Annotated in this window: 15 protein-coding genes; 10 read left to right on the forward strand and 5 right to left on the reverse strand. The window is 72.2% G+C overall.

Annotation, left to right across the window (positions count from 1 at the left end; all coding sequences use genetic code 11):
* Window positions 1–154: 154 nt before the first annotated feature.
* Window positions 155–1,720, reverse strand: a complete 1,566-nt coding sequence (locus J2W21_RS13980; RefSeq protein WP_307115116.1) for a CehA/McbA family metallohydrolase — start codon at window positions 1,718–1,720, stop codon at window positions 155–157.
* A gap of 86 nt (window positions 1,721–1,806) precedes the next feature.
* Here J2W21_RS13980 and J2W21_RS13985 point away from each other — a divergent pair, with 86 nt between their 5' ends.
* Entirely contained in the window at window positions 1,807–2,931 is a 1,125-nt protein-coding gene (locus J2W21_RS13985) for an LOG family protein (protein WP_307115117.1), read from the forward strand.
* Window positions 2,932–3,045: 114 nt separating this feature from the next.
* Here J2W21_RS13985 and J2W21_RS13990 read toward each other — a convergent pair whose 3' ends face one another.
* Window positions 3,046–4,371, reverse strand: a complete 1,326-nt coding sequence (locus tag J2W21_RS13990) for an MFS transporter (RefSeq protein WP_307115118.1) — start codon at window positions 4,369–4,371, stop codon at window positions 3,046–3,048.
* Between the two features lie 37 nt (window positions 4,372–4,408).
* Complete coding sequence (locus J2W21_RS13995; RefSeq protein WP_307115119.1) at window positions 4,409–5,434, reverse strand: MBL fold metallo-hydrolase; 1,026 nt, start codon at window positions 5,432–5,434, stop codon at window positions 4,409–4,411.
* A gap of 102 nt (window positions 5,435–5,536) precedes the next feature.
* Here J2W21_RS13995 and J2W21_RS14000 point away from each other — a divergent pair, with 102 nt between their 5' ends.
* Window positions 5,537–6,469, forward strand: coding sequence for a LysR family transcriptional regulator (locus tag J2W21_RS14000; protein ID WP_307115120.1), 933 nt, complete (start codon window positions 5,537–5,539; stop codon window positions 6,467–6,469).
* 133 nt (window positions 6,470–6,602) lie between these two features.
* On the opposite strand, the gene J2W21_RS14005 is transcribed toward J2W21_RS14000, so the two are convergent.
* The gene (locus J2W21_RS14005; RefSeq protein ID WP_307115121.1) at window positions 6,603–7,721 is read right to left on the reverse strand and encodes a VIT1/CCC1 transporter family protein; all 1,119 of its coding nucleotides are present in this window, start codon (window positions 7,719–7,721) and stop codon (window positions 6,603–6,605) included.
* Window positions 7,722–8,005: 284 nt separating this feature from the next.
* On the opposite strand from J2W21_RS14005, the gene J2W21_RS14010 reads away from it, so the two are divergent.
* Both J2W21_RS14010 and J2W21_RS14015 read left to right on the forward strand, forming a co-directional pair.
* Complete coding sequence (locus J2W21_RS14010; protein ID WP_307006661.1) at window positions 8,006–8,581, forward strand: cupin domain-containing protein; 576 nt, start codon at window positions 8,006–8,008, stop codon at window positions 8,579–8,581.
* 375 nt (window positions 8,582–8,956) lie between these two features.
* The gene (locus J2W21_RS14015; RefSeq protein ID WP_307115122.1) at window positions 8,957–9,697 is read left to right on the forward strand and encodes a hypothetical protein; all 741 of its coding nucleotides are present in this window, start codon (window positions 8,957–8,959) and stop codon (window positions 9,695–9,697) included.
* A gap of 3 nt (window positions 9,698–9,700) precedes the next feature.
* On the opposite strand, the gene J2W21_RS14020 is transcribed toward J2W21_RS14015, so the two are convergent.
* The gene (locus tag J2W21_RS14020) at window positions 9,701–11,422 is read right to left on the reverse strand and encodes an LssY C-terminal domain-containing protein (protein WP_307115123.1); all 1,722 of its coding nucleotides are present in this window, start codon (window positions 11,420–11,422) and stop codon (window positions 9,701–9,703) included.
* 175 nt (window positions 11,423–11,597) lie between these two features.
* Here J2W21_RS14020 and speB point away from each other — a divergent pair, with 175 nt between their 5' ends.
* The 6 genes from speB (at window position 11,598) to J2W21_RS14050 (ending at window position 21,142) form a co-directional block, all read left to right on the forward strand.
* Entirely contained in the window at window positions 11,598–12,590 is a 993-nt protein-coding gene (speB, locus tag J2W21_RS14025; protein ID WP_307115124.1) for an agmatinase, read from the forward strand.
* Between the two features lie 134 nt (window positions 12,591–12,724).
* Window positions 12,725–14,410, forward strand: a complete 1,686-nt coding sequence (locus J2W21_RS14030; RefSeq protein ID WP_307115210.1) for a thiamine pyrophosphate-binding protein — start codon at window positions 12,725–12,727, stop codon at window positions 14,408–14,410.
* Window positions 14,411–14,608: 198 nt separating this feature from the next.
* The gene (locus J2W21_RS14035) at window positions 14,609–15,106 is read left to right on the forward strand and encodes a MarR family winged helix-turn-helix transcriptional regulator (RefSeq protein ID WP_307115125.1); all 498 of its coding nucleotides are present in this window, start codon (window positions 14,609–14,611) and stop codon (window positions 15,104–15,106) included.
* A gap of 16 nt (window positions 15,107–15,122) precedes the next feature.
* Window positions 15,123–17,189 (forward strand): MDR family MFS transporter, encoded by a 2,067-nt coding sequence (locus J2W21_RS14040; protein WP_307115211.1) that lies wholly within the window; start codon window positions 15,123–15,125, stop codon window positions 17,187–17,189.
* 150 nt (window positions 17,190–17,339) lie between these two features.
* Window positions 17,340–19,103 carry an ABC transporter ATP-binding protein gene (locus J2W21_RS14045; protein ID WP_307115126.1) on the forward strand — a complete coding sequence of 588 codons (1,764 nt, stop codon included), beginning with the start codon at window positions 17,340–17,342 and terminating at the stop codon, window positions 19,101–19,103.
* Complete coding sequence (locus J2W21_RS14050) at window positions 19,100–21,142, forward strand: ABC transporter ATP-binding protein (RefSeq protein WP_373423111.1); 2,043 nt, start codon at window positions 19,100–19,102, stop codon at window positions 21,140–21,142. The genes J2W21_RS14045 and J2W21_RS14050 overlap by 4 nt, the downstream gene beginning before the upstream one ends.
* Window positions 21,143–21,208: the final 66 nt, after the last annotated feature.

Genomic DNA, 21,208 nt, shown 5'->3' on the forward strand with positions numbered 1-21,208 from the left:
TCCTGGTGGTTGGCTCTCGATCCTCGGATGCTCCGCAGGGTACTCCTGTCCCGGCCTCCTGTCGCCGCCGGATCCGGGCCGGTCCGGCCCGGAGCACGACGCCGGCGGGCCGCCTCCCGCGAGGCGACCCGCCGACGTCGTGCTTCTGCGGCCGCTACTTGGACCCGAGGAAGATCGGGTTCGTCAGGGCGGCCATCGGCCCGAGGGGGAGGTCCGGGCCCATCTCGGTGCCGCTGCCCGAGGTGCCGTCGCCCTTCGGGTGGCGGACCTCGACGCGGAGGTAGGCGGCCAGCTGCGGGGTGGTGACCCACGTGACCGTGCCCTGGCCCGAGGCCGGCAGGGTGACCTGCTGCGTCTGGCCCTCGTCGGTGATGAAGCGCACCACGCCGTTCGGCACCCCGCCGATGTTCGCCGTCACCGTGACCGGGGCGTCCGGGGCGACGTCGAGCCGCTCGCCGATGCCCGCGGTCTTCCCGCCGGACTTCACGGTGAGGTCGAGGGTGATGTCCGCCGACTGCGCGATCCAGGACCGGCCGCTGCGGATGCCGTCCAGGATCGCGTCGTGCGAGAGCGCCGCGGCGTTGACCACGTTGTGCGGCCAGCCGATGACCTGCGGGGAGCTGTGCGCGTCGGAGTTGCCCATGGCCGGCAGCCAGCGGCCGTTGGTGCGGACGGAGTGGACGAGCATCGAGTCCCAGGTGCTGATGGACATCTCGTCGTCGTGGGTCCACGGGCCCGTCCAGACCTCGACAGCGTCGGCGTCGTCGTAGCCGAACTTCCAGCGGCACGCGACGTAGGGGCAGTACGGGTGGGCGGGGACCACGAGGCCGCCGCGGGCGTGGATGAGCTGCGCGGCGTCCTCGAAGCCCTTGTCCCGGGCGCGGTAGCGCCAGTCGATCCAGTCCCCGGGCGGCAGTCCGAGCGCGAGGTAGTGGCCGTTGCGCGTGGTCACCTCCTCGCCGGTGAGGATGAGGAGGTCGTTGCCGGCGAGCGGGCCCCACACCCCGTGCGAGGCGGGCGTGTTGTGGTCGGTGGAGATCATGAAGTCGAGGCGGGCGGCGCGGGCGCCCGCGGCCACCTCCTCCGGGGTCCGCTTGCCGTCCGAGTAGACGGTGTGGAGGTGGGCGTCGCCGCGGTACCAGCCCGCGCCCTTGCCGGCCACGGCCGGGGCCGGGTACTTCGGCTGGTAGGGGGCGCCGTCGGGGCCGTAGTCGAGGGTGACGGTGACCGTGTAGTCGAGGCCGGCCTCGGCGACCTGGTACGGGCCGAGGGCGATGTTCCAGGTGCCCTTGCCGATGGGGCCGGGGAGGTAGCCGGGCGTGGCCTCGGCGGCGCTGATGAAGAACTCGGTCCGGAAGCCGCCGGACCAGCCGCGGAAGCCCTTGCCCTGGAGCCGCGTGCCCCGCTCGTCGAAGATGCCGATGTCGCACGAGTTGGAGAGCAGGCCGGGGGCCACCGCGGGCCTGCTGTACGTGTAGGAGACGCTGATCCTGTTCACGCCGGCCGGGACCTCGACGGGCAGGTAGACGAAGTCGGCCGCCCCGGGGTCCAGATGGCCGGTGATCGTCTTGGTCTTCTGGGCACCGCTGTCCGCGGCCGCGAAGCTCATGGGCGTCAGGGTCACGGCGGCGCCGGCGAGGGCCGCTGCCAGGAAGCCCCGGCGCGAGGTGGAGAGGAGGGCAGGGGTGTCGCCGCTGTGGGCCTTGCAGGGGGAAGTCACCCGCGACATCGTGGTGCCCCTTACTTAACGGTAGGCAACGCGGGGAGGGCCGGGGCCTGAACACCGCGGGTGGATAGTCTGGCCCCATGAATGCCACGCCCGCGCTGAGCCCGATGCCCCGGACGCTCGAGGTCGAGTCCCTCGAGCGCTTCGATGCGCTCGTGGCGGGCGGTGCGACGGCGATGGCGGGGTGGCACCTCCAGTCGGTCGACCTCACGGAGCGCTCGGGTCCGCTCAAGGCGCTCGACCCCTCGGGGGCGATGTTTCTGGGCTGCCGGCTGGCCGAGGGCATGGAGCAGTCGCTGCGCGCCCGCGGAGCCCTCGTCTTCCCGATCCTCCCCGGCGTCCCGTTCGACCCCTACCGGCCCACCCTCTATACCGGGCCCGAGCTGTACGAGGGCGTCACGGCCCGGCCCTACGAGCAGACCCCGGACGCCCTCATCTACGCGTGGACCAAGCGGCAGGGGCGCGCCGGCGTCGAGTCCGCGATCTCGGCCGCCCTCCACGACCACCACATCGGCGAGGCCCTCCAGGACGCGCTCGAGGGCGAGTTCGCCGGGCGCCGGATCGTGGGCGTCATGGGCGGCCATGTCGCCCCCCGAGGGAGCCGCACGTACGACGACGCCGCCCGCCTCGGGCGCGGGCTCGCTGCGGCCGGGCTCGTGGTCGCCACCGGGGGAGGGCCGGGCGCGATGGAGGCCGCGAACCTCGGCGCCTACCTCTCGGCGTTCCCGGAGCGGGCGCTCGACGCGGCGCAGCGGCAGATCGCCGTCGTGCCCCTCTTCCGCCCGTCCGTGAGCGCGTGGGCGCGGGCCGCGCTCGGCGTCCTCGGCGGGTTCCCCGGCGGTGCCGAGAACCTCGGGGTGCCGACGTGGTTCTACGGCCACGAGCCGCCCAACATGTTCGCGACCCACGTCGCCAAGTACTTCGCGAATTCGGTCCGCGAGGCCGTGCTCCTCGAGAAGTGCACCGGCGGGGTCGTCTTCCTGCCGGGCGCGGCGGGGACCGTGCAGGAGGTCTTCCAGGACGCGTGCGAGAACTACTACGGCGCGGACGGGACCATCACCCCGATGGTCCTCGTCGGGGTGCGGCACTGGACCGAGGAGCTGCCCGCCTGGCCGCTGCTCTCGAGGCTGGCCGAGGGGCGCGGCATGGCGGGGCGCGTGCACCTGGTCGACTCGGTCGACGAGGCCGTCGCCGTCCTGCGCTGACCCCGCCGGCCGCAGGGACATGACCCCACAACGCAGGGACATGACCCCACAGCGCAGGGACATGACCCCACAGCCAGGAGGCCGGTTGAGGGGTCATGTCCCTAGGTTGAGGGGTCAGTCCAGCTCGCGCCGGGTGCCCTCCGGGGTGGACAGGACGGCCACGAAGGCGACGAGCAGGATCGCGACCCAGAAGGCCGCGACCGGCCACAGGGCGCCGCCGGCGGCGAGGATCAGGCCCGTGATGACCATCGGGGTGAAGCCCGCGCCGAGCATCGAGGCCGTGTGGTAGGCCAGCGAGGCGCCCGTGTAGCGGTGCCGGGTCGGGAACTGCTCGGCCACGTACGCGGCGATGGGGCCGTAGAGGACGCCCTGGACCAGGCCGTTGCCGATCACGATCGCGAGGGCGAAGCCCCACAGGGTGCCGTTGGTCATCAGCAGGACCGTCGGGTACGCCGCGACGATGCCGAGCAGCGCCCCGAAGGCGAGCACGCGGCGTCGTCCGAGCCGGTCGGAGAGGCGCGCCGAGACGAAGCACATCACGAGGGTCAGGACCGCCGCACCGGCCTTGATGTTGAGCACGCCGTTCTTGTCGGCGCCCGCTGCGACGGCCACGGAGACGCCCCACACCGTCGTCATCGCCTGGCAGACGTAGAAGGCGGTCGTCGCGGCGAGCCCGAGCAGGACGGCGCGCTTGGAATGGCGGAGCACCTCGACGATCGGCACGCGGCGCTTCTCGCTGGCGGCCTCGAGGCGCTGGAAGACGGGGGTCTCCGAGACCTTGAGGCGGATCACGAGGCCCACACCGATCAGCACGGCGGAGAGGAGGAACGGCACCCGCCAGCCCCAGACGAGGAACTGGCTGCCGGAGAGGGCGGCGAAGAGGGAGAGGCCGAGCGTGCCCAGGATTGCGCCGGCGGGACCGCCCGCGTTGGCGAAGGACGCCGCGAAGCCGCGGTGCTTCTTCGGTGCATGCTCGATGGCCATCAGGGCCGCGCCGCCCCACTCGCCGCCCACGGCGACGCCCTGGACGAGGCGGAGCACCACGAGCGTGACGGGCGCGGCCATGCCCACCTGGGCGGTCGGCGGCAGCAGGCCGATCGCCACCGTGCCCGCGCCCATGATGACCATCGAGAGGACGAGCACCTTCTTGCGGCCCACGAGGTCGCCGAAGTGGCCGAAGACCAGGCCGCCGAGCGGGCGCGCCACGTAGCCGACGGCGAGCGTGACGAACGAGGCGAACAGCGCGAACCCGGGTCCGAGGTTCGCGAAGAACACCTTGTCGAAGACCAGGGAGGCGGCGGTCGCGTAGAGCATGAAGTCGTAGTACTCGATGGCGCTGCCGATGAAGGACGAGGCCAGGATGCGGCGCATGTCCTTCGTGTTGAGCGTCGCGACGGGCACGGCGGTCTGGGAGGCCATCGTGGTGCTTTCGGTGGTCACAGGGGAGTCCTCTTCCAATGATGGGCTGCGGGCGGCGTCAGCGCTGACGGCCGAACGGGATGACGTCGAGGTCCTTCGGGAGCACGAACCGGCCGGAGAAGTGCTCGGACGCCTCGGCCCACACGCTCTCGGGCGCGTGGCCGGGGACGAGGTGGTGCAGGGCGAGCGCCGCGGCGTCGGCGGCCTCGGCGGCCTTGGCCGCCTCGCGCACGCTCGTGTGGGACTTGTAGTGGTGGTCCCGGGCGGCGCGGGAGGCCTCATCTGTCCGGTCCCCGTAGAGGGACTCGACCCAGTCGAAGTCGATGGCCTCGTGCAGGAGCAGGTCGGTGCCCTGCGCGAGGGTGACGAGGTTGGGGGTGAAGCACGTGTCCCCGGAGATCGTCACGGAGCCCTCGGCGGTGTCGAAGCGGAACGCGAACGCCGGCGCGATGGGCGGGTGCTCGACGAGGATCGCGGTGACGGTCACGAGCTCGTCGCGGTAGACCTCGAACGGGGCCATCTCGGGGGTCGCGTTGGTGTTCGGGTGGTAGCCGATGCCCGCCGGGATCTCGATGTCCTCCGGGTGGAACACCTCGAGGGGGCTGGGCTTGAGCGAGTCCAGGATGCGGTCGTTGAGGTCCGTCGCGTGCGCGGCCATGAGCGCCTCGAACATCTCTCGCGTGCCCGGCGTCGGGTTCTGCGGGGCGAGTGGGGCCGGAGGCACGACGGCGCGCGGGGACACCGGGGGCAGCTCGCCGCGGTTGCCGGGGCCGATGATGCGCACCGGATCCGTGCCGGCCCGGTGCTGGAGGGCGTAGAGGCCGAAGATGCCGATCCCGGCGAGGTCGTAGACGTGGTCCGAGTGCAGGTGCGTGATGAACAGGGCCCGCATCCCGGCCAGGTCGAGCCCGGACTGCGCGAGCCGGCGCCCCGCGCCCTGGCCGGCGTCGACGAGGTAGAACGCGTCCCCGACCACCACGGCTGTGGCGATGCCGGTGCGCTCGCCGGCGTCGGCGGCGGCCCACCAGCGGGGGCCGCCCGCGGTGCCGAGGGTGATGATGCGGGGCGCGAGGCTCGGGGCCATGGGTACTCCTGGAATCTCTGGACGGCGGTCTGGGATCCAGTGTGGTCAGCGCCACAGCTTTTGTATAATCAATCAATCCGTACAGAACGATCAGGAACACTTATGTCTTCGGAGTTCACCCTCCGCCAGCTCGAGTACTTCGTGGCGGTGCTCGACGCCGGCTCCGTCACCGAGGCGGCACGGCGCAGCAGCATCTCCCAGGCGGCGGCGTCCATGGCCATCGGCCAGCTCGAGCGCGCGCTCGGCGTGGACCTGTTCGTGCGCGCCCGGTCCAAGCGGCTCGTGCCCACCGAAGCGGGGACGGCGCTCGGCCTGCGCGCGCGGCGGGTGCTCGACGAGGCCGCCGAGATCCCCGCGAGCGTCCGGGCCGGGTGGGAGGAGCTGCGCGGGCGGGTCCGGCTCGGGTGCATGATCGCCATCAGTCCGCGCCTCATGCCCCGCCTCCTGGCCGAGACCGCGCGGCGGTGGCCGGAGATCGAGGTGGAGTTCGTCGAGGGCGCCGCGGAGGAGCTCCAGCGCGCGGTCGCCGACGGCGAGCTCGACGCTGCGGTCGTGTACTCGCTCCAGGCAGTGCCCGGCGTGGACTTCGTGACGCTCGCCGAGTCCCGCCCGCACTTCCAGCTGGCCGAGGGCCACCCGCTCGCGGGCCGCCCGTCGCTGCGGTTCGCCGACCTCGCCGAGTACGACGCCGTCCTCTTCGATGTCCCCCCGAGCGCCGAGCGCGTCCTGGCCATGTTCGAGTCCGCGGGCGTGGCGCCGCGGGTGCGGTGGCGCAGCGTCGTGTCGGAGACGATCCGCGCGATCGTCGCGAGCGGCCTCGGCTACTCGGTGACGAATGTCTGGGAGGGCGTCGAGGAGCTGTTCCGCGCCAGCGGCGTGGTGCTCGTGCCCGTCGCGGACCCGACGCCGCACAACGCGGTGGTCGCCGCCGTCCCCCCGGGCCTGCGCCGCCCTCGCCGGGTCGATGCCGTCCTCGGAGCCGCCCGCGACGTCGCGTCCCCGGGTCAGCCCTCGGGCGATCGCGTAGGGACATGACCCCTCAAGCTTGGGACATGACCCCTCAACGCTTGCACGGTTGAGGGGTCATATCCCTGTGGTGAGTGGTCACCCAAGCACCCGGCAGGCGCCTCCGGCGACCGGGCGTCGTCGTGCGCGGCTACCCGCGTCGCTAGCCGATGCCGACGCCGAAGAGGAACCCGAGCATGTACGTGACCGCGGCGGCGCCGAAGCCGATCGCGAGCTGGCGGAGGGCGCGGGTGAGCGGGGACGCGCCGGCGAGCAGCCCTACGATGGCGCCGGTGCCCAGGAGCGCGAGGCCCACGAGGGCCGCGGCCACCACGAGGGCGGGGATCCCGACCATGCCGAAGAGGAACGGCAGGATCGGCACGACCGCGCCGGAGGCGAAGAAGCAGAAGCTCGCGCCCGCCGCGCCCCACGCGGAGCCGATGGCCTCGTGCTCGTCCTCGGCGGTCTCGGCCTCGGGGTGCAGGGACAGGCTCGGGTCGCAGTCGCACGCGTAGTAGCCGAGGCGCTCGGCGGCGCGGTGCTCGGCCGCCTCCTGGCTCATGCCGCGCGCCTTGTAGACGAGCACGAGCTCGTTGGCGGTCAGGTCGAGGTCCGGCGCCGCCGCGAGCGTGACCTGGGTGGGCCTCGACGCGGAGAGGAGCTCGCGCTGGGAGCGCACCGAGATGAACTCGCCCGCGCCCATCGAGAGCGCGCCGGCGAGCAGGCCCGCCACGCCGGAGAGCAGCACGACGTGGCTCGCGACCCCGGAAGCGGCCATGCCTGCCACGAGGGAGAGGTTGCTGACGAGGCCGTCGTTGGCGCCGAACACCGCGGCGCGGAACATGCCGGAGAGGCGCAGGCGGCCGCGGACCGCGAGGCCGCGGACCACCTCCTCGTGGATGCGTTCGTCCGCCGCCATCGCCGGGGTCGCCGAGGGGTCAGTCGCGTACGGGGAGCGGCCCTCGGCGCGCTGGGCCATCGCGAGGACGAACACGCTGCCGAAGTGGCGGGCCAGGAATCCGATCAGCTGGCTGCGCAGCGAGGCCGGCCGGGGGCGGCCCACCTTGTCGCCGAGGAGGGCCAGCCAGTGGGCCTCGTGCCGGCGCTCGGCCTCGGCCAGGCCGAGGAGGATGTCGCGCTCCTCGCCCGTCCGCCGGCTCGCGAGGGAGCGGTAGATGGCCGCCTCGGCCTTCTCGTCGGCCAGGTACTGGCGCCAGCGGCGGATGTCTGCCGGGCTGGGCTCCGGGCGGTGGCCGGGCCCGTGGGGGGTGGTGGTGTGCATGGGTACTCCTGCGTGGACGGATGCTCGTGGCCCCGTTGCCCCCGCCACTGTAGACCTTTCCGGCTCGAGTTTTCGGCCGGTGGCCCGGAGTCCGGGAGTTCGGCGCACCGCAATCAGGCGGTGCGCCCGACGCCGGGCGACGGCCCGCGCGTGGTGCGGCGGCGGCGTCGTGCGCGGCCCCTTTGCGATGGGGGTGCCTGCTGGGCAACAGAAGTTGCTCTATGCTGGACCGGATGCAGCCCGCGCCGTCGCCGCCGGGCCCTGCCGCGCAGGAGAGAGAACCGATGAAAGCACTGCCCGTCGAGCCGAGCAACGCCCCCGTGGCGATCGGCTCCCGCATCCGCGCCGCCCGGCAGTCCCAGCGCATGACCATCGAGCAGGTCGCCGACGCGACCGGCCTCACCAAGGGCTTCCTCTCGCGCGTGGAACGGGACCTGACCTCGCCCTCGGTCGCCTCGCTCGTGACGCTGTGCCAGGTGCTCTCGCTCTCGATCGGGGACCTCTTCGCCCAGCCGGAGACCCACCTCACGCGGGCCGCCGAGGCGCCGAGGATCTCGCTCGGGGGAGAGGGCATCGTCGAGAGGCTGCTCACGGCCCGCTCCGAGCGCCGCGTGCAGGTCCTCCAGGCGGACATCGAGCCGCGCGGCGCCGGCGAGTCGGAGCTGTACGCGGTGGACTGCGACGTGGACGTGCTCCACGTGGTGCGCGGACGGATCGACCTCATCATGGCCAACGAGCGCTACTCCCTCGCCGCCGGGGACACCCTGACGTTCCCTGGCCGCGAGCCCCACACGTGGGTCAACCCCTCCGACGAGCCCGCCCGGCTCCTCTGGGTCCTCGTGCCGGCCGCCTCCCGCTGACCTCCGCCCCTCAGCTGAGGGTTTCGGGTACGCATCTCGTCGCGGTTTTCCCGTTTCGGGCACACGCCGCCGCCCGCCGCAGCGCCTCGCCCGCGGGAGGCGGACGACGCCGTCCGGTCGCCGAGCGCCGCCGGTGGCGCCCGGCGTCGTACGCGGGGCCGGAACCCCGCCGAGCCTCGTACCCGGAACGCCGAAAGGACGACGAGATGCGTACCCGGAATGCCGAAAGGGCGACGAGATGCGTACCCGAAGCGGGGAGAGGGGGCGTGTGTATCGCTTCCGCAACGGCGCCTCCGGGCTCTGGTCAAACGGTTCGGGTGGTGGAACAGTGGGGCTCGAGCGCTCGGCATCCATCGCGCTCGGGGGGATGAATCGATGCACTCCGCACCTCTTCGGGGGCGCCGGTGGCCTGCCGCGGCCCACACCGTCGTGGCGCTGCTCGCCGCCGGCGTCCTCGTCGGGTGCTCCGCCGGACCGCCCGTCGTTCTGCCGCGGACGACGCCGGCCGGCCCCGCGCCGTCGTCGGCGTCACCGAGCGGGGCGTCGCCAAGCAGGGCGACCTCGGAGGCGACGCCGACGATCCACCGCTTCACTTCCCACCCGCTCTCCTTCCGGTACCCGTCCGACTGGTCCGTGGCGGCCGAGGTCCGGCCGATCGGCCCGGGCGGGGAGGTGCGGGAGACGGCCACCGTCCTGGACGGCGCCGGGCGCCGGCTCCTCGACGTCTTCGTGAACTGGGCGCCGCAGGACGTGGGCACGGAGGTCACGCGCGCCGTCCTCGACGCCGAGCCCGTGCCCGGCCTCGGCTCGGCGGCCGTCCGCCCCGGCTACTACGCCTTCTATGCCGAGACCGAGGCAGGCGCCGTGGGCCCTGGCGGGGACCCGGTGGTCACCTACTCGATGACCCTCTCGCCGGGGCGCCCGCTGGACGGGCCGGCCCAGCGGCACGGCGGACCGTTCGACAGCACGGTCCAGATCGCCGCGGGGTACTCGGTCGGGGCCGACGCGAGCGCCGACCTCATGACTTTCCGGGACGCGGCCGAGGCGCTCGGCTGGCTCGGCTCGGAGGACGGGCAGCGGCTGAAGGCGATCCTGATGAGCCTGACGGTGTACTAGGTCCTAGCTGGCAGGCAGGACCACGAGTTCGGCCCTGCCGTCGGTGAAGAACTCGTCGCCGCTCGCGTTGTGCCCCATCTGCGGGTCGGTGCGCTGGAAGAGGGCGCCGGGGAGCCCGAGGGAGCCCGTGATGTACGCCCGCTCGGCGTCGACCTGGGGATCGATGTGGTGGGTGGGCAGCTTCGCGGAGCCGGCGAGCTCGATGCCGTCGTCGAAGCTGGCCGTCGCCTCCCACACGTCCCGCCCGTCCGGCGCGGTGAACCCGGTCCGCCAGATGCGGGTGTGGTGGCGCTGCCGCAGCGAGTTCGCGGCGGTGGCCTTCTGGAACGCGAGGGTCTCGGGCTGGGCGTCCATGAACGCCGGCGTGACGGGCGCCGAGGCGTACTGGCCGCCCTGCAGCCCCACCGCGAGGGCCCGCAGCGTGTTGGCGAGCGTCGAGGGATCGGCCTGCTGCCACCCGGCACGGGTGAAGGCCCGCACCACCTGGTCCTCGGTTCCGACGAAGACGAAGCTGGCAGGCTCCATCCGGCTCCCCGTGAGCGTCTCGCTGTAGAGCGGCAGCCGGGAGAACTCCGCGGCGTCCAGGGACGGGAGCGCCTGGGTGGCCGCCGGTGCCGTGTGCTCCTGCGGATGGACGAGGCCCGGCCCCAGCCCGACGGCGAAGACGAGCGCTGCCGCGGGCGCGACGGCGACGGCGCGGCTCGGGATGCCGGGGCGCCGCCGGACGGCGCCGAGGGGGAAGCGGTCGGCGATCTCGAGCGCGCCGATGACGGCCGCGAGGAGGGCGGTCCCCAGGAGCATGCCGCCCCAGACATCGGAGACGTAGTGCGCCCCGAGGTATACCCGGCTCATGGTCACCAGCAGGACCGCGAGGAGGTACGCCGACACCGTGAGCACGCGCGCCCACGTCGAGCGGACGGACCTGAAGACGAGGTAGGCGACGATCCCGAACACCACCGTGGCCCGCACCGCGTGGCCGCTCGGGAAGCTCGGGGAGGTCTCGGCCACGAGCGCGAGCGCGGAGTCCGGGCGGGGCCGCCCCCCGATGTCCTTTGCAGCGGTGAAGAGGAGCTCCTGCGCCGCCACGGTGCCCACCACGGCCGCGGCCAGGAGCCGCTCGCGCCGCCACCACAGGATGGCGGCGGCGAGCACGGTCATCACGAGGACCGACTGGAAGCTTCCGAGCGCGGTCGCGGCGGTGAACACGGCGGTCTCGCCGGGGGTGCGGACGGCGGGCATGAGGTGGGCGATCCGGGCATCGACCTGGGTGAGCTGTCCGTGGGCCGCGACCGTGACGGCGAGCCGCAGGAAGGCAAGGAGGGGCACCGCCGCGACCACGGCCGTCCCAGTGAGCCAGAGCCCAGTGGGGCGGTCGGTGCGGAACCTGTCCCGCAGCCAGGGGATCGGGCGCGCGTCCGTCGTCAGGGCCCGCACCACATGCTCGTTGGTGCGCAGCCCGGACCAGGCCGAGGCGGCGAGGGAGCGGAGCATCGTCGAGGGCGCGGCGAGCGCCCGGAGGAGGGCGAGGACGAGGACGAGGAGGAAGACGACCTCGAGGAAGATCGCCGCGAGGAAGAGCATCGGCGACACGAACAGCGCGAGGGTCTGCACCGCGTAGAAGCACGCGACCATGAGCACGAGCATGATGGCCGCCACCGCGAGGTGCCGTCCGGGTCCGCGCCGCACCGGGCCGCGGTCCACCAGGGTCTGACGGGTCGCTGTCATGCCCCGATCCTTCCCTGGGCGCTGGAAGGCCAATCTAGGAATCGCCCGTGAGGCGGCGGACCGGTTCCCGCGGGGTGGTTCGATGTAAACATCGTTCGATGTAAACATCGGGTGCATATGGGGCAACTTGTGCGGTAGGGTGGGGCCACGGTTCCCACACTATGGAAGGCCTGCCTTGGAAGAGCTGCGCATCGAGGAGAACGGCAACCTCGGTCCCATCGATTCGTCCCGGATCCCCCGCTTCGCGGGCGCGGCGACGTTCGCCCGCCTGCCCCGCCTCGACCAGGTGGCCCGCGCGGACGTGGCGATCGTGGGCGTCCCCTTCGACGCGGGCGTCTCCTACCGCCCGGGGGCCCGCTTCGGGGCCAACCACGTCCGCGAGGCCAGCCGCCTCCTGCGCCCATACAACCCCGCGCTGGACGCCTCGCCGTTCGCCAACGCCCAGGTGGCCGACGCCGGGGACATGGCGGTGAACCCGTTCAACATCCACGAGGCGATCGAGGCGATCCAGCAGGACGCGCTCGATCTGACGGCCGACGGCGCGCGCCTCCTCACGCTCGGCGGTGACCACACGATCGCCCTCCCGCTCCTGCGGGCCGCGTCCGAGCGGGCGGGGGAGCCCGTGGCGCTCCTGCACTTCGATGCCCACCTCGACACGTGGGACACCTATTTCGGCGCCGAGTACACGCATGGCACCCCCTTCCGCCGTGCGGTCGAGGAGGGCATCCTCGACACGGAGGCCATCTCCCACGTCGGCACCCGCGGCCCGCTGTACGGCAAGCGCGACCTCGAGGACGACCGCCGCTTCGGCTTCGGCATCGTCACCTCCTCGGACGTCTACTACCAGGGCGTGCGCGAGGTCGTCGCGAAGCTGCGGGACCGCATCGGCACCCGCCCGCTGTACGTCTCCGTGGACATCGACGTCCTCGACCCTGCCCACGCCCCAGGCACGGGCACCCCCGAGGCCGGCGGGATCACGAGCCGCGAGCTCCTCGAGATCCTGCGCGGCCTGCGCGGGCTCAACCTCGTCGGCGCCGACGTCGTCGAGGTCGCCCCCGCATACGACCACGCCGAGATCACCGCCGTCGCAGCGAGCCACGTCGCCTACGACCTCGTGACCCTCATGAGCGAGCTCCCCGCCCCGGCCGCCCCGCGGAGCGCCCGGTGAGCCCCGTCGAGTCGCCCTGGACGGGCGAGGCCCAGGCGCTCCAGGCCGCCGGGGCCCGGGAGCTGCAGGCCCGGGAGCTGCAGGCGCGCCAGGCGGCCGGCGCGGCGGGGGCGGAGGGCGAGGAGGCCGGCGTCGTGCGCGGGGCCGGACCCCGCAACGGCGGCGACCTCGTGGTCGAGACGCTCGAGGCGCTCGGCGCGAAGACCGTGTTCGGCATCCCCGGGCAGCACGCGCTGGGCCTGTTCGACGCGATGGGCCGGGGGAGCCTCTCCTTCGTCTCGAGCCGGGTCGAGAACAACTCGGCCTTCGCGGCGGACGGCTACTCGCGCGCCACCGGCGAGGTGGGGGTCCTGTTCCTCTCGACCGGCCCGGGCGCCCTGACCTCCCTCGCGGGCCTGCAGGAGGCCTACGCGACCGGCGTGCCGATGGTCGTCATCGCGAGCCAGATCCCCCTCGAGGGGCTCGGCGCGCGGCGCAAGGGCATGCTGCACCAGCTCGACGACCAGAAGGCCTCGGCCGCGAACGTCACGAAGAGCCAGCGCCTCATCCAGCACGCCTCCGGCATCCCCTCGGCCATCCAGGACGCCTGGACGGACGCGATCTCCTCCCCGCAGGGGCCCGTGTGGGTCGAGATCCCGCAGAACGTGCTGCTCGATCCCGTCATGGTCCCGCCCGTCGAGGATGCCCTCGCCGAGGCCGCGGACAACCCGCCGCGGGTCGAGCTGGTCCGCGAGGCGGTCAACTGGCTGCGCGGGGCTCGCCGCCCGGCGATCATCGCCGGCGGCGGGACCCGGCGCGGGCACGCCGAGGCGTCCCTGCGCCGCCTCGCCGAGCAGCTGCGCGCCCCCGTGATCTGCACCCCCGGCGGCAAGGGCGCCTTCCCGTGGGAGCACCCGCTCTCGCTCCAGTCGTGGATCGAGGACCGGCACATGACCGAGGTCCTCGAGGACGCGGACGTGCTCGTGGTGGTCGGATCCTCCCTCGGTGAGGTCACCTCCAACTACTTCACGTTCGAGCCCCGCGGCCGGATCATCCAGATCGACGCCGAGCCGCGCGTGCTCGAGTCCAACCGGCCCGGCCTGGGCATCCGCGCCGACGCCGGGCAGGCGCTGGCCGCGCTCGAGACCGCGCTTGCCGCGCCTCCCGCCGGCACCGCCGCCTCCGCGGGCCCCGGCGCCGCCCCGGACTGGCACGGGAGGACGCCGGAGGAGGTCGTGGCCGAGGCGCTCGGGAAGGTCCGGGCGCGGCTTGAGTCCCAGGACCTGGCCAAGGAGCTGGCCTTCATGGCGGACGTCCGCGCCGCCGTGCCGGACGACATGCAGACCTTCTGGGACATGACGATCTCCGCCTACTGGGCCTGGAGCTGCTGGGACTCCCGCGAGGGGCAGTTCCACTCGGCCCAGGGCGCCGGCGGCCTCGGCTTCGGCTTCCCCGCGGCGATCGGCGGGGCCGTGGGCCTGGCCACGCTCGGGCGGCCGGCCCGGGTGCTGGCGGTCTCCGGCGACGGCTCCGCGATGTACTCGATCGCCGAGCTCGCCACCGCGCGCCAGCACAACGTGCCCGTCACCTGGCTCATCGTGGACGACGGCGGCTACGGGATCCTGCGCGAGTACATGGTCGACGCGTTCGGCAAGGCCACCGCGACCGAGCTCGCCCGCCCCGACTTCGTGGCCCTCGCCGAGTCCTTCGGCGTGCCCGCCCGGCGCGTGCCGGTCGAGGGCGTGCGGCAGGCGCTCGAGGAGAGCCTCGCCGCGGACGGGCCCAACGTCGTCGTGGTCGAGACGCTCCTGAAGATGTTCGCCCCGACCCACCTCGGCTGAGGGGGAGCGCCGCCCACACCACCCTTCCCCGCCTTCCTCACTGGGGGTCACGTTCTGGGAACGTGACCCCCAGAGGCGTCTCCGGCGCACGACGCCGGCCTCCCGCCCCGTGTTACTAAGGTCACCTACCGAATTAGTTTGCACAAGCAACCATCAGGCGTATAGTTGTTGCAAGCAATCAATTGAGGAGGGGCGGCCATGCCTGTCGATCCCGGAACGGCGCGGGAACTCATCCATCGCGTCTTCGACCTGCAGCGGGTGGTCCGCTGCCTGTCGACCTCCGAGCTCAAGCACGGAGAGCTCGGCGTCGCATCGCAGGGCGTCCTGCGGGTGATCGGCGAGCACGGAGGCCGCGCCGTCGACCTCGCCGGGAAGCTCGGCGTGAGCGCCCCGGTGCTCAGCCGGCACCTCGCCGAGCTCGAGGGCCTGGGGCTCGTGGAGCGCCACCGCGACCCGGAGGACCGGCGCGCGCAGCTCGTCGGGCTCACCGACCGCGGCTGCCGGGTCCTCGAGGAGATCGAGGAGCACCGCATCCAGCGCCTCCAGAGCTACCTCGCCGACTGGGACGAGGGCCGCGCGGCGGCCGCCGTCGCCGCGATCGGCCAGCTCTCCGACGCCCTGCGCTCCGGCTCCGGCCACCGCCCCGCCCCGACCACCACATCGACCGACAAGGAGGAAGCCCTTGCAGCCCGCTGACGCGGCGGCTCCGCAGATGAGCCACAAGCAGATCCTCGAGGCCCTCACCGGCCTCCTGGCAGCATTCTTCACCGCAATCCTCTCCTCGACGATCGTGGCGAACGCGCTGCCGACCATCATGGCGGACCTCAAGGGCACGCAGACCGACTTCGCCTGGGTCATCACGGCAGCGCTGCTCGCCAACGCCGTCACCACCCCGATCTGGGGCAAGCTCGCGGACCTGTTCAACAAGAAGCTCCTGACGCAGCTGAACATCGTGGTCTTCGTGGCCGGGTCGGTCATGGCCGGCTTCTCCCAGAACGTCCCCTGGCTCCTCACCGCCCGCGTGATCCAGGGCATCGGCATGGGCGGCCTCACCGCGATGGCCATGGCGATCATCGGCACGATGATCCCGCCGCGCGACCGCGGCAAGTACAACGGCTACATGGGCGCCGTCATGGCCGTCGGCACCGCGGGCGGCCCGCTCCTCGGCGGCTTCATCGTCGACTCCTCGCTCGGCTGGCGCTGGACGTTCTTCGTGTGCGTCCCGCTCGCCGTCATCGCCCTGTTCCTCATCCAGGCCACGCTGAAGATCAAGCACGTCAAGCGCGTCGCGAAGATCGACTGGCTCGGCACGCTGCTCCTGACCGCCTCGGTGAGCACCCTGCTCATCTGGGTCTCGTTCGCGGGCCAGCCGGACTACTACGACTGGTGGAGCTGGCAGACGGCGGTCATGGTCGGCGGCTCCGCCCTCGGCCTGATCCTCCTGGTCGTCGTGGAGTCCCGCGTGGCCATGCCGATCATCCCGCTCAAGATCGTCGCCAACCGCACCACCGCGCTCAGCATCATCGCCTCCGCCGCGATCGGCGTCTCGATGTTCGCCTCGTCCTCGTTCATCGGCCAGTACTACCAGGTGGCCCGCGGCGCCACCCCGACCGAGGCCGGGCTCCTGACCCTGCCGATGATCGCCGGCAACTTCCTCGGCTCCGTGGTCTCGGGCCAGCTCATCTCGCGCTTCGGCAAGTGGAAGCGGTTCCTGATCCTCGGCTCGCTGCTGATCGTCGCCGGCATGGGGCTGCTCGGGACGATCGACCACAGCACGGACCTCGCCCGCGCCGGCGTCTACACGTTCGTCCTCGGCCTCGGCCTGGGCATGACGATGCAGAACCTCGTCCTCGGCGTCCAGAACACCGTCCAGGCCAAGGACATCGGCACCGCGAGCGCCACCGTCGCGTTCTTCCGCTCCGTCTTCGGCGCGGTCGGCGTCTCGGTCCTCGGCGCCGTGCTCAACAACCGCTCCGAGGAGCTCATCACCGACGGCCTCGCGGCCAAGGGCATCCACGCCCCGGCCGGCAGCGGCGGCGCGAGCCTGGACCTGACGGACATGCCGGCACCGATCGCGGACATCGTCCGCGGCGCCTTCGGCGACGCCTCCGCGCGGTCGTTCCTCATCGCCGGGATCGTCGGCATCGTGGCGTTCATCGCGATCCTCTTCATCAAGGAGGTGCCGCTGCGCCGCACCGTGGACATCGTCAAGCCCGCCCAGGCCGGCGGCGCTCCCGGCGCGGACCCGGCCACCGCCGCGATCCCGTCCGTCGCCCCGATCGGAGCGCACGACGCCGCGGCCTCGCCCGAGGCGACCGGCTCGCCGTCGTCCGTGGCCGCCGCAGACGAGGGGGAGCCCGCCCCGGCCGGCCGGCCGTCCGCCTCGGCCGCGCGCCGGGCAGCGATCCGCGAGGTCCTCGCCGGCGCCGAGGGGGAGGGCACGGCCCTGGACACCGAGCTGCAGCTGCTGCTCGCCGAGGCCGTCCCGGCCGCGGGGCAGGCCCCCGCACCGGCCGCGGCAGGCACGCTCGAGGCGCTGCAGGAGACCCAACGCATCCTGGCGCGCCAGCAGGCCCAGCTCGCCTCGCTCATGGAACGACTCGCCGACCAGCTCGACGAGCAGCAGCGGCTCGCCGCCGAGCAGGGCGAGACCGCGAGGGCGCAGGGGGCCACAGCGGCCCAGCTCGCCCAGCTCCAGCAGGAGCTCGCCGCCGAGCGGCAGCTGCAGAAGGAGGCGGCGCTGTACCTCGCCACGCGGGGGCGCCACAGCGCCAGCTGACCGGCGCCGGAACCACTCAGGCAGCCTGCGGACAGAGCACGTCCGCAGGCTGCCTGATTAGTCCTCAGGGTGGATGCCCGCGGGCGCGCGCGAGGCCTACGCTGGACACGCCCCGCTCGGCACCGGCAGGGCCCGACCGCAAGGACCTCGATGCTCCTCACTCTGATCCGGCGCTACGGCGCCCGCTACTGGCCCTGGATCGCCGCCGTGGTGGTCTTCCAGCTCGCGACGACGATGGCCACCCTGTACCTGCCCAGCATCAACGCCCAGATCATCGACCAGGGCGTCGCCAAGGGGGACACGGACTACATCTGGCGCCAGGGCGCCCTCATGCTGGGCATCGCGTTCGTCCAGGTCCTCACCGCCATCGCGGCCGTCTACTTCGGCTCCAGGACCGCCATGGCGTTCGGCCGCGACCTGCGCCAGGGCGTGTTCCGCAGGGTCACCTCGTACTCCGCCCAGGACCTCCAGCGCTTCGGTGCGCCCACGCTCATCACGCGCGGCACCAATGACGTCCAGCAGGTCCAGATGGTCATGCTCATGGGGCTGAACTTCATGGTCTCGGCCCCCATCATGTGCGTGGGCGGCATCATCATGGCGCTCAACGAGGACGCCGGCCTCTCCTGGCTCGTGTGGGTCTCGGTGGGCGTGCTGTTCGCCGTCGTCGGATTCCTCGTCTACCTGCTCATGCCGCTCTTCCGCAAGATGCAGTCCCGGATCGACTCGATCAACGGCGTGCTGCGCGAGCAGATCATCGGCATCCGCGTGGTCCGCGCGTTCGTGCGCGAGCGGTTCGAGGAGGAGCGGTTCGCGGACGCCAACCGGGCCCTGACGGACATCTCACTCAAGGTCGGGCAGATCTTCGTGCTGATGTTCCCGATCATCATGCTGCTGCTGCAGGCGGCCACCGCGGCCGTGCTGTTCTTCGGCGGCCACCGCGTCGACTCCGGGGACATGCAGATCGGCTCCCTCACCGCGTTCATGCAGTACCTGCTGCAGATCCTCATGGCCGTCATGATGGGCACCTTCATGGCCATGATGATCCCCCGCGCCACCGTGTGCGCCGACCGCATCGGCGAGGTCCTCGGCGTCGAGCCCTCCATGGCCGAGCCCGCCGAGCCCGCCGTGCCCGAGAAGGCCGAGGGCGTCGTCGAGTTCCGCAACGTCTCGTTCGCCTACCCGGGCGCCGAGGCCGCCGTGCTGAGCGGGATCTCCTTCACGGCTCGCCCCGGGCAGACCGTGGCCGTCATCGGATCGACGGGCTCAGGCAAGACGACCCTGCTGAACCTCATCCCGCGCCTCTACGACGCCGCCGAGGGCGAGGTCCTGCTCGACGGGGTGCCGCTGGCCCGGATGCCGCGGCGCGAGATCACCTCCCGCGTGGCGATGGTCCCGCAGCGGCCCTACCTGTTCTCCGGCACCATCGCGCACAACCTGCGCTTCGGCAAGGAGACTGCGTCCGACGACGAGCTGTGGGAGGCGCTCGAGGTCGCACAGGGCGAGGAGTTCGTCCGCGCCAAGGCGAAGGGGCTCGAGTCGCCGATCTCGCAGGGCGGCACGAACGTCTCCGGCGGCCAGCGGCAGCGGCTCTGCATCGCCCGCGCCCTCGTGGCCCAGCCCAAGGTGTACCTCTTCGACGACTCGTTCTCGGCCCTCGACGTCGCCACCGAGGCGCGGCTGCGGCGCGCGCTCAGGGACCGCATGCACGGGGCGACCATGATCGTCGTCGCCCAGCGGGTCTCCACCATCATGGGCGCGGACCAGATCCTCGTCCTCGACGGCGGGAAGATCGTGGACCGCGGCACGCACGAGGAGCTGCTGGAGACCTCGCCGACGTACCAGGAGATCGTCCAGTCGCAGATCAGCGCCGAAGAAGTCCAGAGCGTTGCGGGAGCCACGGGGGAGCAGGCATGAGCCAGGACAGCAAGGGCGCCGCGGTGCCGGCCGTCGATCCGGAGGAGGCCGAGGCCGAGGAGGCCGCGGCCCCCGCCGGCGGCCGCGGGGGCGGAGGCTTCGGGCAGCAGATGCCCACCCAGAAGGCCAAGGACTTCCGGGGGACGGCCCAGCGGCTCATCGGCCTGATCCGCTCGGAGATGGGCTGGATGGCCGTGGTGGTCGTCTTCATCATCGTCTCGGTGGTCCTGTCCGTGATCGCCCCGAAGATCCTCGGCAAGGCCATGGACGTCATCTTCGCGGGCGTGATCGGCAAGCAGATGCCCGCCGGGGTGACGAAGGACCAGGTCATCCAGGGCTTGCGCGCCCAGGGGCAGAACAACTTCGCGGACATGCTCTCGGCCATGAACCTCGTGCCGGGGCGGGGGATCGACTTCAACGAGCTGACGCTCCTCATCGCGGTCATCCTGATCATGTACTTCGTGGCGAGCCTGTTCATGTGGGCGCAGGGGTTCATCCTCAACCGCGTCGTGATGCGGATCGTCTACCGCCTCCGCCGGGACGTGGAGGCCAAGCTCAACAGGCTGCCGCTCGGCTACTTCGACACCCGGCAGCGCGGGGACCTGCTCTCCCGGGTCACGAACGACGTCGACAACGTCCAGCAGGCGCTCCAGCAGGCGTTCTCGCAGCTGCTCTCCTCGATCCTCCAGGTGCTGGGCATCATCGTGATGATGTTCATCGTCTCGTGGGAGCTGGCCCTCATCGCCCTTGTCGCCCTGCCGCTCTCCGCGGTCGTGACGGGCGTGATCGGCACGCGCAGCCAGAAGCTGTTCAAGGCGCAGTGGAGGGACACCGGCATTCTCAATGGGCACATCGAGGAGTCCTTCTCGGGCCACGAGCTGGCCATCCTGTTCGGCCGCGAGAAGGAGATGGTCGAGGGCTTCGACGGCAAGAACGAGGACCTCTACCGGGCGTCCTTCGGCGCCCAGTTCGTCTCGGGGATGATGTTCCCGATCATGAACTGGATCAGCTACCTCGCGTACGTGGGGATCGCCGTGGTCGGCGGCCTGCGGGTGGCGGCCGGGCAGATGACCCTCGGCGACGCGACGGCGTTCATCCAGTACTCGCGGCAGTTCACGCAGCCGCTCGGGCAGATCGCCGGCATGGCCAACATGCTGCAGTCCGGCGTGGCCTCGGCCGAGCGCGTGTTCGAGCTGCTCGACGCGGAGGAGCAGGAGCCCGAGACGGCCACGCGGCATCTGCCGGCGGCCACGGACGGGCACGTGGACTTCGAGCACGTCTCGTTCTCTTACTCGCCCGACAAGCCGCTCATCGAGGACCTGTCCCTGACCGCCGAGCCGGGCCACACGGTGGCGATTGTCGGCCCGACGGGCGCCGGCAAGACCACGCTCGTGAACCTCGTCATGCGGTTCTACGAGATCTCCTCCGGCCGGATCCTCTTCGACGGCGTGGACATCCGCGATCTCTCCCGGGACGAGCTGCGCTCCAAGGTGGGCATGGTGCTCCAGGACGCGTGGCTGTTCGGCGGCACGATCTACGACAACATCCGCTACGGAAACCTCGACGCCACCGAGGAGCAGGTCATGGCCGCGGCGAGGGCCACGTATGTGGACCGGTTCGTGCGGTCCCTCCCCGACGGCTACAACACGGTGATCGACGAGGAGGGCACCAACATCGCTGCCGGCGAGAAGCAGCTCATCACGATCGCCCGCGCGTTCGTGGCCAACCCCTCGCTGCTCATCCTGGACGAGGCCACGTCCTCCGTGGACACCCGGACCGAGCTGCTCGTGCAGAAGGCGATGGCCGCGCTGCGGACCGACCGGACCTCGTTCGTGATCGCGCACCGGCTTTCGACGATCCGGGACGCCGACACGATCCTCGTCATGGAGAACGGAAAGATCGTCGAGCAGGGCCGGCACGAGGAACTCCTCGAGCGCGGGGGCGTCTACCACCGGCTCTACATGAGCCAGTTCGCCGGGGGGATCGACGTCGAGGCGGAGGAGGCGGCGGCCTCAGCCGGTGCGACCCCCCGCACCTGACTAACCTCCCCCACCCACCCCGCCCCACCCCCGTTTCGGGTACGCATCTCGTCGCCTTTTCGCCCT

The organism is Sinomonas atrocyanea, assembly GCF_030811715.1.
Lineage (GTDB): Bacteria > Actinomycetota > Actinomycetes > Actinomycetales > Micrococcaceae > Sinomonas > Sinomonas atrocyanea_A.